Origin of the sequence: Povalibacter sp. (genome assembly GCF_036520495.1) — a bacterium.
Classification (GTDB): Bacteria; Pseudomonadota; Gammaproteobacteria; order Steroidobacterales; family Steroidobacteraceae; genus Steroidobacter.
In genome coordinates this window covers 91552-103773 of record NZ_DATDJO010000061.1, presented here as the reverse complement: position 1 = coordinate 103773, position 12222 = coordinate 91552, and the positions used below count along the sequence as shown (strand labels likewise).

The window sequence follows — 12222 nt, the reverse complement described above, 5'->3', positions numbered from 1 at the left end:
GCCCGATAGTAGTGCGAGCGCAAGCGCTATCACCTGTTCAAGCAAGGCCTCTTGGCTGTGTGCCGCCGCTGGCAAGTCCTCGCGTGTAGGCGGACGACTTGCGTCTCCGTTGAGCAACAGTCTGATTTTCCTGACGTATTTCCGATGCCCTTTGCGACGGATCTCCTTGTTGATCCGGCTCCGGTATGGGACAACGTCACCTGATTCAATTCAGAAGGGCGCGGGATGCAGGTTCGCTGGGGAAGCCTTACCGGCTGGTTGCCGGAAATTGTCGTATGCGCCGCGCTTGCACTGCCAATGACGGTTGCCGCCGCGACGTCCGACGTCGGCGCGCTGCGAATCCTCGCGCATGAACCCTTCCGTCCTCTCTCAGCGTCCCACCCACCCGGCGCAGCGAAGTCATCCACGGGCAGCCTGCGCACTCTCAAGTTCGACGCCTATGGCCGTCGCTTCAGCCTGCTGCTGGAGTCGAACCAGCGATTGATGGCATCGAGTTCGAACCAGGGCGACGGTCCTGCGCTGACGCTGTACCAGGGCGTGATCGAGAACGTGCCCGGTTCCTGGGTACGAATGAGCGCCAAGGCACAGGACATTCGCGGCGCGCTCTGGGATGGTCGTGAGCTCTACCTGGTGGATTCCTCAGCCGCACTGGGCGATGCCGGGGACGAGACGGGCGACACGATCATCTTTCGTCTTGCGGATACCGAGGTGCCGGCCGGCGGCACATTCTGCAGTGATGCGCCGTCGCCCAGCGCGCAATCGGGTAAGGCTGCGTACTCGCAGATGCTGCAGGAACTGAAGACCTCGCCCGTCATCATGCAAGCCACGGGCGCGGCGCTCCGCCTCGAACTCTCTGCGCTCGCGGACGACCTGTTCCGTGCCCGCTATGCCAGCGATCGGCAGGCGCGCGACGAGATCCTGAGCCGCATCAACATCGTCGATGGCATCTATACCTCGCAACTGCAGCTCGAGATCCAGATCCCGACCTTCAATATCAACGACTCTGTCGCGAGCCAACTGTCGTCGACGACGACTCCCGGTACGCTGGTGGATGAACTCGGCCTGCTGCGCCAACGCACACCGGTGTTGCGCGCCCGCGGCCTGACACATCTGTTCACGGGTCGCGATCTGGACGGCCAGACCGTAGGCATCGCCTATAACGCCTCGCTCTGCGGGAGCCGCTATGGCGTCGGGCTCACCCAGACAAGTCGCGCGGTCACGATCGATGCGCTGGTGACGGCGCACGAAATCGGCCACAACTTCGGCGCGCCACACGATGGCGAGAAGGAATGCGCTGCCACTCCGCAAGGCCAGCATCTGATGTCGCCGTCGGTCAGCACCAACGCGACGACGTTCTCCGATTGCAGTCTCGAGCAGATCCGTCCGCGCATCCAGGCCGCGAGCTGCCTGCTTCCGCTCACGGCGCCGGATCTGCAGATTCCCCTCGATCTCGGCACCAGCAGTCACGCCGTTGGCGCGCCTTTCAACTGGGAACTGACGGTCAACAACATCGGCGGCTCGGTCGCGTACGACAGCGACGTCACGCTCTGGCTGCCGCCCGTCGTCGTAATCGAGGAAGTATTCGTTGCCGGCGGCACCTGCACCAGCCGAGCGGGGCGCATTCAATGCGGCATGGGCAACATCCCGGCGAGCGGCAGCCGCACGGTCCAGATGACATTGCGCAGCGACGTGCTCGGCAGCAATTCCATCTCGGCCCGGGTTTACGCCGCCGCCGATCGGCAAACTGACAATAACGTCGGCGACGGCACCTTGAGCATCGAGCAGGAAGCCGATGTGTCGGTCAGCGCTCAGGCTCCCGTCTCGGTCGTCGCGGGCACGACGGTAACGGCCAGCTTCACGATCACCAATGAGTCGGCTATCGATGTCGAGTCGGTCGTCGTTGCTGCGAACGTATCGGGGGGCGTTACCATCACCGCTGGCGAAATCGCCGGTGGGGTCTGCTCGGTTGCCGGCGCTTCGGCTCAGTGCACCTTGCCATCACTCGCTGCCGGCCAGTCAGCCACTGGGACCCTGACGCTCCACGCACTTACGACCGGCGCCGCCAACCTGAAGACCGCGGTGTCCGGAAGCTACGTCGATCCAGGCGCGGGGAACGACGCAGCCGAGCAGAGCATCAGCGTCGTGCCATCGCCCGACGCACGCCCTGCGCGCAAAGGCGGCGGCGGCGGCTCGGGTAGCTGGCTGCTGATCGCCGCCCTCGGCACATTGGCCGGTTTGCGTCATCGCCGGACGCCACTCAGTCCCGGCTGAGTACTCACCGTGCCAGCGCGGGCTTGAAATCCCCGCTCCACGCCATCAATTCTGGCGCTACATTCCCCTCGGCGGCTGCGAGGTATCTGGCGCTTTCACGGGCGAAGCTATGGATTACAAGGACTACTACAAGATCATGGGTGTCGAACGCGACGCCACGCAGGACGAACTCAAGCGCGTCTATCGCCGGCTTGCGCGCAAATATCACCCGGACGTCAGCAAGGAACCCAACGCGGAGGCCAAGTTCAAGGAAGTGCAGGAAGCCTACGAAGTTCTCAAGGATCAGGAAAAACGCGCGGCATACGACCAGCTCGGCTCCAACTGGCGCCAGGGCCAGGACTTCACGCCGCCACCCGACTGGGGTCGCGACTTCGAATTCACGACCGGCTTCGGCGGTGACCGCGAGGATTCCGGTTTCAGCGACTTCTTCTCCTCGCTCTTCGGCCAGCGCAGCACCTTTCGCAGCCAGCACGGCGGCGGTGGCTTCGGCGGCGGCTTCGCGTCGACCGGTGAAGACCACGCAGCGAAAATCCAGATCGATATCGAGGATGCGTTTCGCGGCGGCGTGCGCAACATCGAACTCAAGGCGCCGCAGCTCGACGAACAAGGCCATGTCGTCGTCAAGCCGCGCACGTTGAAGGTCACGATTCCTGCGGGTGTGCTCGAAGGCCAGAAGATACGCCTGGGTGGCCAGGGCAGCGCCGGCGCGGGCGGCGGACGCGCGGGCGACCTGTATCTGGAGATCGGTTTCAAACCCCATCGCCTGTATCAGGCGGAGGGACGCGACCTCACGCTCACGCTCCCCATTGCGCCATGGGAAGCGGCACTCGGCGCCACGGTGCCGACACCGACGCTCGCCGGCACCGTCGATCTGCGCATTCCGCCGAACGCGAAGACTGGCCAGAAGCTGCGCCTGCGCGGACGCGGTCTGCCGGGACCGACGCCCGGCGATCAATATGTCGTGCTGAAGATCGTGCTGCCCCCGGCAGACACGGCGGAAGCGAAGGAACTGTACGAACGCATGCAGAAGGAACTGCCGTTCGATCCGCGCGCTGAGCTGATCAAGTAACGAAAGTCGCGAGGGTCACGCAAGTGACGCTGGCATCTGAGGCCGCCTTCGTGACCTTCGTCGCTCGCGTCGCTTTGTCCTCTCAGTGCATCAGGCCCTGATGATGATCCAGCAGGTACGCCACCCGTCTCAGGATGGCGATATCGACATGCGGCTTCTCGATGAAATCCACAGCGCCTTCGCGCATGGCTGTTACCGCCGCACGCACATCGGACTCCTCCCCGAGCAGAATGATCGGCGGGGGCGTGCCGTTGGCGCGCAAGAGCCGCAGCAGATCGAGACCTGACATTCCTGGCAACGCGACTTCGGTGATGAGGCAGCCCAGCGCACCGTCGCGTCCCGCCAGATAGCTCTCGGCGCTATCGAAATCCTGGATCTCGGCATTGAGAGAGCTGAGCAGCGAGCAAAGCGTTCGGCGGTCCCTCGCGTCTGCTTCGATCACGGCAACGATGGGGCGGGTGGCCACGGAGGTTCTGTATGAAAAAAAGCGGCCACGGCCACTGTGCAAGAGACATCCGAGCCGCAGGGAGGATTGGGGGCGGTGGAATCGCTTGTGGGCCGTGGTCGCATGGGCGCTATGGTTGGTCGCGCGGCGCCTTTCGAGAAGTTCGCACTTGTACTTAAAAACAATCTGCAAAACGCGGCGTCGAACGCAGTGGGCGCAAGTGCAACGCCGCAATAATAAGTGAAGTGATGATGAGCGAACTCAATCGCCGCATTACTCGCAACGCATCAATCGGAAATCACGCGGAATCACGCATCACGAGATGCATCCAAGAGGCCGCAAAAGACCGCATAAAAGCAGCAGGTATCTCTGCAGTCTCTTGCGGCAATCCTTTTCTGCTCATGCCTGTCCGACTTCGAGCACCATGCGCACGAGATGCGCGAGTGACGATGCCTGCATTTTCTCCATGACACGCGCACGATGGATTTCGACCGTTCGCTGGCTGAGTTTCAGATCGCCGGCGATGACTTTATTCGCCTTGCCATGCACGACGAGATCCAGCACTTCGCGTTCGCGCGGCGTGAGCGTTTCGAGGCGATGACGAATGTCGTTGCGCTCGCCCAGCGCAGCGCGATTGTTGTTGTCCTTCTCCAGTGCCTGATTGATTCGATCGATGAGGTCCTGATCGCGGAACGGCTTCTGGATGAAGTCGACGGCGCCCGCCTGCATCGCTTCCACGGCCATCGGCACATCGCCGTGACCGGTGATGAAGATGATCGGCAGAATGGAATGACGCTCATTGAGCTTCTGTTGCAGCTCGAGCCCTGACATGCCCGGCATGCGGATGTCGAGCACCAGGCATCCAGGCCGATCCTCGCTGTACGCTTCGACGAACTCCTGTCCCGACGCGTACGTCTCCACCGCCTGACCGACCGAACGCAGCAACAGCTTCAAGGCATCGCGCACTGCTGAATCGTCGTCGACCACGAAAATGGTCGGACGCGTGTTATTGGAATTTGGCCTCATCGCTCAACTCCCTGCTGGCGCCGGCGCTGCCGGCAACGTGAAGAAAAAACGCGCTCCGCCGCCCGGATTGGCGCTGCACCACAGCTTGCCGCCGTGAGCGCGCACAATGGAGCGGCTGATGGAAAGACCGAGTCCGGTACCGCCGGGCTTCGTCGTGAAGAATGGATTGAACAGATCGGTGGCCACGCTCGAGGCCACTCCTGCGCCGCGATCCGCCACCATGAACTCGACGTCGCCTTCGGCATCGATCTGGGTGCGCAACAGAATTTCCCGCTGCGGCTCGGCGATCTCCTGCATGGCGTCGATGCTGTTGCGCACCAGGTTCAGGATCACCTGTTGGATCTGGACGGCGTCGGCCTGGACGTACGGCGGGTTGTCGCACGGCTCGAGGATCAGACGTACACCGTGATGATGGGCGTCCGTCTGCGCCAGCATCAGTACGTCATCGAGCAGCCGGTTGGCCTCCATGGGCTCACGGCGCACCTCGCGATTCTTCACGAAGCTGCGCAGGCGGCGGATCACTTCGCCAGCGCGCAGTGCCTGCGTGCTGATCTGATCGAGCGCATAGGTGATCTCGCTCATCTCGACATCGCCGGTGGCGATCAACCGTTGGCAGGCCTGCGCGAACGTGGCGATCGCCGTGAGCGGCTGGTTCACTTCGTGTGCAATGCCGGCGGCCATTTCACCCATGGTCGAAATGCGGCCGAAGTGGGCGATGCGGTCCTGCATCTGGCGCGCTTCGTCTTCGGCACGTCGCCGATCGGTAATATCGTGCAGCGTACCGACCTGCCGCAATGCGCGACCGTCCGGGCCATAGGTTGTCTGCGCAATGTGGTGGACATAGCGCAGCGAGCCGTCGGGATGAATGATGCGGTATTCGATGTCGGCCGAGCGCGCCCCGGCGGCAAGATCGCCGCGCATCTGTTGCCAGCGAGTGCGATCGGCCGCATGGACCATCGGTTCCAGGTATTCGTAAACGCCGATGTAGCGCTCGCCGTAACGCCGGCCCAGCACCCGATAAAGATGCGGCGACCAGTAGTCCTCGAACCGGCCGTCGAAGTGGATCACGTAGTTGCCGAGATTGGCGATCTCCTGCGCAATGGTCAGCTGTGCTTCGCTGCGCCGCAGGGCCTCTTCGGCATTGCGCCTCACCGTGATGTCGCGGATGAAGCCGGCGAAGCGCGGCGGATCCGTTCCCTGGACGCGGCCAATGGCCAGCTCGGCCGAGAACTCGCTGCCGTCGCGCCGCTTGGCCAGCAACTCGCGGCCGATACCGACGATGCGCGGCTCGCCCGCTTCGATGTACTGCCTCAGGTAGTCGTCGTGCTGTGAGCGATAGGGCTCCGGCAGCAGGATGTTGACCTTGAGACCGACGACGTCCTCCTCCTTGTAGCCGAACATGCGCTCGCCGGCGTGATTCAGCAGTTCGATGCGCCCCTCGTGGTCGAACAACACCACCGCGTCGACTGCCGCATCGAGCACGGCCTGGAACTCGCGTTCCAGACGCTGGGCCCGCTCCTCCTGCGGCTCGGCGACTCGAAGTAACGTCATGCACGGATTCTAACCAATGACTGTGGCCTTGATGCTAGGAGCGCGGCAACCGCTACTGTCGCCTGTGGTCGCCCGGCGTTGTAATCTTCGCCGCACATGGACGCCACGACGGTTCTCCTGGTCGATGCTCACCCGGAAGACGAGCAACTCATTCGAGGGGAGCTCGCCGAGCTGCGCTCCGGACCTTACCACCTCGAAGTCGCAAAGACCTTTGCCGCCGGGCTCGCCCGCATCCGGCAGGGGCGGATCGATGTCATCGTCATCGACCTCAACCTGCCCGACAGCCTCGGCATCACCACGTTTCTCCGCCTGCAACCGAAGGCGGGGCCGTATCCCGTCATTGTCCTCGTCGGCCAGGCCGATGAGGACCTGGGGATCGAAGCTGTCGAGCGCGGCGCGCTCGACTACCTGATCAAGCAACAGGTCGTCAGCAATCTGCTTGGCAAAGCACTGCGCTATGCCACGGAGCGTACGCATACCCTGTTGGCACTGAAGGCATCGGAAACACGCTATCGCGAGCTGTATGAGAATGTGGTAGCCGGCGTGTTTCAGACCACGCCGACCGGCCACTTCATGGCGGCGAATCCTGCGCTGGTGCGGCTGCTGGGTTATTCCTCCGAAGACGAATTGCTCGAGCTCAACATCGCTCGCGACCTCTACATGTACGCCGGCGATCGCGATAACTGGATGCGGGCGATGGCGGCGTCGGGGGAGATCCGGAATGCGGAACTGACGCTGCGCCGCAAGGATGGGCGACGTATCGTCGTGCTGGAGAACTCGCGTGCAGTACGCGACGAACAGGGACACGCGATCTACTACGAAGGCACACTGACAGACATCACCGAGGCGCACGAACTCTCGCGCCAGCTCTCCTACGAAGCCAGTCACGATGCCTTGACCGGGTTGATCAATCGACGCGAGTTCGAATCACGCCTGCAGAGCGCGCTCGACACCGCACAGGCCAACAACGCCACGCACGCTCTCTGTTACCTCGATCTCGATCAGTTCAAGATCATCAACGACAGCTGTGGTCACGTGGCCGGCGATGAACTGCTGCGGCAGCTCGGACAGACACTGCAGGCACGCGTGCGCAGCAACGACACACTGGCACGCCTCGGCGGCGACGAGTTCGGCCTGTTGCTGCACAACTGCCCACTCGACGACGCGACGGCTGTCGCCACCGGACTGCTGCGCGCCATCGAACAGCACCAGTTCGTCTGGGGCAACAGCACGTTCTCGGTCGGCTCCAGTATCGGCGTCGTGCCGGTGACGGCTGCGTTCCGTCGCATCACACAGTTGCTCCAGGCAGCGGATGCCGCGTGCTATGCGGCGAAAGACCAGGGGCGCAGTCGCATTCACGTCTACCGCGAGGACGACACCCTCGTGGCGCAGCGTCACGGCGAGGTGCAGTGGGTCGCGCGGGTGAAACGCGCACTCGAAGAGAACCAGTTCTTTCTCGAAGCGCAGGCCATCGTGCCCGTGATCAATACTGGCGGGTTACGCAACTACGAACTGCTGCTGCGCATGCGCGATGAGTCGGGCCGCATCGTGCCACCCGGCGCCTTCCTGCCGTCGGTCGAACGTTACAACCTGTCGCAACGGCTCGATCGCTGGGTGATCACCGCGGCGCTGGGATGGCTGGCGTCGAATCGGCAACGCTCCGAGCGCATCGCGCGACTGTTCGTGAACCTCTCCGGCGATTCCGTCGGCGATCCGCTGTCGCTGGAATTCATCCGCGAGTTGCTGCGCAAGACACATGTCTCGGCGCACAAGATCGGCTTCGACATTGCGGAAACGGCGGCGATCGGCAACCTGACGCGCGCGAATCAATTGATCGCCGGGCTGCGCGCGCTCGGCTGCGCCTTCAGCCTCGACGACTTCGGCAGTGGCGTCTCGTCGTTCGCTTATCTCAAGGCCCTGAGCGTGGATTTCGTCAAGATCGACGGTCTGTTCGTCGGCAACATCACGACCGATCCCGTCGACCTGGAGACGGTCCGCTCCATCACCGACATCGGTCACGTCATGGGCAAGAAAGTCGTGGCCGAGTCCGTCGAGAGCACCGCCGTGCTGGACAAGCTGCGCGACCTGGGCGTGGACTACGCCCAGGGCTTCGCCGTCGGCATGCCGGGTCCGATCGATGAGATCGGGACGTAGGAGATTCAAGAGTAACCGCATAGAACGCAAACGAAGGAAACAGCAGCCCGAAGTGCTGCTTGTTTCCTTGGCGCTCCTGCTTAAGGAACCTCTGATTAATTCGTCACTACCGTGACCAACTGGAATGACGGATCTGGAGTTAATCAGACTTCCCCTAAGAGATTTCTCAGTCTTTGCGTTCTGTGCGTTCTATGCGGTTACTTCCCGATCTTGGCTCCCTCAAGCCAGCACCACCAGCAGGTCCTTCGCATCGATCGCCTCGCCCGCGTGGGTGACGATCTCGGCGATGGTTGCGTCGCGATCGGCGCGCACCGATGTTTCCATCTTCATCGCTTCGATCGTCAGCAGCAGATCGCCACGGGCGACGTGGGCACCCTGCGCCACGGCCACTGCCGCAACCGTGCCGGGCATCGGCGCAGCGACGTGATTGGCGTTGGCAAGATCGGCCTTGCGTCGCGGCGGCTTGAGCGCGACCTGGCTGCGGTCCGGCACTTTGACCGAGCGCGGCTGGCCGTTGAGTTCGAAGAACACGGTGCGCGTGCCATCGTCGTGGCTTTCGCTGGTGGCGAGGAAGCGCATGATGAGGCTCTTGCCGCGTTCGATCTCCACCGTGACTTCATCGCCCGGCTCCATGCCGTAGAAGAAGAGCGGCGTGGGCATGACACTGACCCGGCCATATTCGAGTCGCGCCTGCATGTAGTCGAGGAAGACCTTCGGATACATGAGGTAGGACGCGAACTCATCATCGGTGATTTCGCGCCAGGTTTTCCCGGTCGCCTCGGCACGCGCCTTGGCGAGATCGGTCGGCGGCAGCACTTCCCCCGGACGCACGGTCAGCGGCTTGGCGCCATTCAGTATCTTCTGCTGCAATGCCGGCGGAAAACCGCCGTACGGCTGGCCCAGGTCGCCGCGGAACAGCGAGATCACCGATTCAGGAAAGGCGATGTCGGCCTGCGGATCGAGCACCTGCTGCGCCGACAGGCCGCTGGTCACCATCATCAGCGCCATGTCGCCCACGACCTTCGATGTCGGCGTCACTTTGACGATATCGCCGAACATCTCGTTGACCTGTGCATAGGCGCGCGCCACTTCGGGCCAGCGGACGTCGTCGATCCCGAGTGAACGCGCCTGCTCGCGCAGGTTGGTGAACTGCCCGCCGGGCATGCCGTGAACATAGACCTCGGAGGCACCGGATCGCAGGTCGCTTTCGAATGCGGAGTAACAGCGACGGACCTGTTCCCAGTACGACGACAGTGTTCGCAGATTCTCGAGATCGACCCCGGTATCGCGCGGACCGTGACGCAGCGCTTCGGCGATGGAACCGAGATTCGGTTGCGAGGTGAGCCCGCTCATCGAATCCATTGCGCCATCGACCGCATCGGCACCCGCATCGATCGCCGCCAGCACGCTCGCAGCTGCAATGCCGCTCGTGTCATGCGTATGGAAATGGATCGGCAGGCCGGTCTCCTCCTTCAACGCCTTGACCAGCGTGAAGGCCGCACGCGGCTGGCACAGCCCCGCCATGTCCTTGATACCCAGAATGTGCGCACCCGCGGCCTTCAGATCGCGCGCGAGTGCGAGGTAGTACTTCAGGTCGTACTTGGTCTGTTTTGGATCGGAGAGATTGCCGGTGTAGCAGATCGCGGCTTCGCACAACTTGCCGGCGTCGCGCACGGCGTCCATCGCGACGCGCATGTTCGGCACCCAGTTGAGGGAATCGAACACACGGAACACGTCGATGCCCGAGGTCGCCGCCTGCCTCACGAAGTACTGCACGACATTGTCGGGATAGTTGGTGTAGCCCACCGCATTGGAGCCGCGCAGCAGCATCTGCAGGAGCAGGTTTGGCATGGCTTCGCGCAGCGCGTGCAGCCGCTCCCACGGACATTCGTTGAGGAAGCGCATCGAGACGTCGAAGGTCGCGCCGCCCCAGCATTCCATGGAGAACAGGTTCGGCAGCAGGCTCGCGTAGTGCGGCGCGATGGCAGCCATGTCGCGCGTGCGAAAGCGCGTGGCCAGCAGCGACTGATGCGCATCACGCATCGTCGTGTCGGTCAGCAATACGGCTTTCTGCTCCAGCATCCAGTCCGCGAACTTCTCCGGGCCCAGCGCTTCCAGCCGTTGCTTCGTGCCTGCCGCGGGCGGCGGCAGTGCAACTTGCGGCAGTTTGGGATTGACCAGTCGCGCCGGTCGTACCCGCCCCTTGACCTCCGGGTTGCCATTCACGACCACTTCGCCGATGAAGTTCAGCAGTCGCGTCGCGCGATCGCGCTTGCGCGGGAAGCGGAACAGGTCCGGCGTCTGATCGATGAACTTGGTCGTGTACTCCGCCGACGCGAAATCCGGATGCATGATCAGCTGGTCGAGGAAGCGCAGATTGGTCACCACGCCACGCACCCGGAATTCCCACAGTGCGCGATGCATGCGCGCGATCGTCTCCTGCGGCGTGGGCGACCAGGCCGTCACTTTCACCAGCAGCGAGTCGTAGGAACGCGTGATGATCGCGCCCGCATACGCCGTGCCCGCATCCAGACGGATGCCGAAACCGGCCGGGCTGCGATACGCCGTGATGCGACCATAGTCCGGCGTGAAGTTGTTCTCCGGATCCTCGGTCGTGACACGGCACTGCATGGCGAAGCCATTCAGCCGGATGTCCTTCTGCTCAGGCACGCCGCTGTCGGGGCTGCCGATGATCGCGCCCGCGGCAATACGCAGCTGCGCCCGCACGATGTCGATGCCCGTCACGGCTTCGGTGACCGTATGTTCGACCTGGACGCGCGGATTGACCTCGATGAAATAGAACCTGCCCGTATCGGCGTCCTGCAGGAATTCGACGGTGCCGGCGTTCAGATAGCGCACCGCCCTGCCGATCTTCAGCGCTTCCTCGCACAATGACTGACGCTGTTCATCGGTGAAGAACGTCGCTGGCGCACGCTCGACCACTTTTTGATTGCGACGCTGCACCGTGCAGTCGCGCTCGAACAGGTGCACGAGATTGCCCTGCGAGTCGCCGAGCAGCTGGACTTCGATGTGACGCGCGCGGCGCACCAGCTTCTCCAGATACACCTCGTCGTTGCCGAATGCCGCCTTCGCTTCGCGCCGTGCGGTCGCGACCATCTCCTTGAGATCGCTTTCCTGTTCGACGATGCGCATGCCGCGCCCGCCGCCGCCCCAGCTGGCCTTCAGCATCACCGGGAATCCCACCTGGCGCGCAAGCCGGATGATTTCCTCATCGTCTCGCGGCAGCGGCGGCGTCGCCGGCATGACGGGCACGCCGGCAGACACGGCCAGATTCCGCGCCATGACCTTGTTGCCGAGGCGACGCATGATCTCGGGCGTCGGACCGACGAAGATGATTCCCGCAGCGGCACAGGCTTCGGCGAATTCGGGGTTCTCGGACAGGAATCCGTACCCCGGATGGACCGCATCGACCTTGGCGGCCCTGGCCACACGGACGATGTCGGCGATATCGAGATACGCCTCGACCGGACCCTTGCCTGCGCCCACCTGGTAGCTCTCGTCCGCCTTCATGCGATGCAGGGAAAAGCGATCCTCCTGCGAGTAGATCGCCACCGTGCGAATCCCCAGTTCGGCCGCGGCGCGCATGACACGAATGGCGATCTCGCCGCGATTGGCGACGAGCAGGGCCTTGATGGGACGAGGCGAAAGCGGCGATGAATCTGACATGGCTGACTCGAGACAATAG

At 63.2% G+C, this 12222-nt stretch carries 7 protein-coding genes; 3 read left to right on the top strand and 4 right to left on the bottom strand.

All coding sequences use genetic code 11. The features are described from left to right. Positions 1–225: 225 nt before the first annotated feature. The gene (locus tag VIZ63_RS20970) at positions 226–2271 is read left to right on the top strand and encodes a M12 family metallo-peptidase (RefSeq protein ID WP_331611740.1); all 2046 of its coding nucleotides are present in this window, start codon (positions 226–228) and stop codon (positions 2269–2271) included. Positions 2272–2380: 109 nt separating this feature from the next. After that, positions 2381–3340, top strand: a complete 960-nt coding sequence (locus VIZ63_RS20965; protein ID WP_331611739.1) for a DnaJ C-terminal domain-containing protein — start codon at positions 2381–2383, stop codon at positions 3338–3340. Between the two features lie 82 nt (positions 3341–3422). On the opposite strand, the gene VIZ63_RS20960 is transcribed toward VIZ63_RS20965, so the two are convergent. The 3 genes from VIZ63_RS20960 to VIZ63_RS20950 all read right to left on the bottom strand — a co-directional run bounded on the left by VIZ63_RS20960 (position 3423) and on the right by VIZ63_RS20950 (position 6362). Further along, a complete protein-coding gene (locus VIZ63_RS20960) occupies positions 3423–3806 on the bottom strand; it encodes a response regulator transcription factor (protein WP_331611738.1) in 384 nt (127 codons plus the stop codon). A 378-nt stretch (positions 3807–4184) separates the two neighbouring features. Further along, entirely contained in the window at positions 4185–4811 is a 627-nt protein-coding gene (fixJ, locus tag VIZ63_RS20955) for a response regulator FixJ (RefSeq protein WP_331611737.1), read from the bottom strand. A 3-nt stretch (positions 4812–4814) separates the two neighbouring features. Continuing rightward, a complete protein-coding gene (locus VIZ63_RS20950; RefSeq protein ID WP_331611736.1) occupies positions 4815–6362 on the bottom strand; it encodes a PAS domain S-box protein in 1548 nt (515 codons plus the stop codon). Positions 6363–6458: 96 nt separating this feature from the next. On the opposite strand from VIZ63_RS20950, the gene VIZ63_RS20945 reads away from it, so the two are divergent. Continuing rightward, positions 6459–8516: an EAL domain-containing protein gene (locus VIZ63_RS20945; RefSeq protein ID WP_331611735.1), complete on the top strand. Its 2058-nt coding sequence runs from the start codon at positions 6459–6461 to the stop codon at positions 8514–8516. Between the two features lie 219 nt (positions 8517–8735). On the opposite strand, the gene VIZ63_RS20940 is transcribed toward VIZ63_RS20945, so the two are convergent. Then, positions 8736–12203: a pyruvate carboxylase gene (locus VIZ63_RS20940; protein WP_331611734.1), complete on the bottom strand. Its 3468-nt coding sequence runs from the start codon at positions 12201–12203 to the stop codon at positions 8736–8738. Between the last annotated feature and the right edge of the window lie 19 nt (positions 12204–12222).

Excerpts from the sequence above, each read along its gene's own strand:
- VIZ63_RS20970 (WP_331611740.1), top strand. The coding sequence starts at position 226 with ATGCAGGTTCGCTGGGGAAGCCTTACCGGCTGGTTGCCGGAAATTGTC.
- VIZ63_RS20965 (WP_331611739.1), top strand. The coding sequence starts at position 2,381 with ATGGATTACAAGGACTACTACAAGATCATGGGTGTCGAACGCGACGCC.
- fixJ (WP_331611737.1), bottom strand. The coding sequence starts at position 4,811 with ATGAGGCCAAATTCCAATAACACGCGTCCGACCATTTTCGTGGTCGAC.
- VIZ63_RS20950 (WP_331611736.1), bottom strand. The coding sequence starts at position 6,362 with ATGACGTTACTTCGAGTCGCCGAGCCGCAGGAGGAGCGGGCCCAGCGT.
- VIZ63_RS20945 (WP_331611735.1), top strand. The coding sequence starts at position 6,459 with ATGGACGCCACGACGGTTCTCCTGGTCGATGCTCACCCGGAAGACGAG.
- VIZ63_RS20940 (WP_331611734.1), bottom strand. The coding sequence starts at position 12,203 with ATGTCAGATTCATCGCCGCTTTCGCCTCGTCCCATCAAGGCCCTGCTC.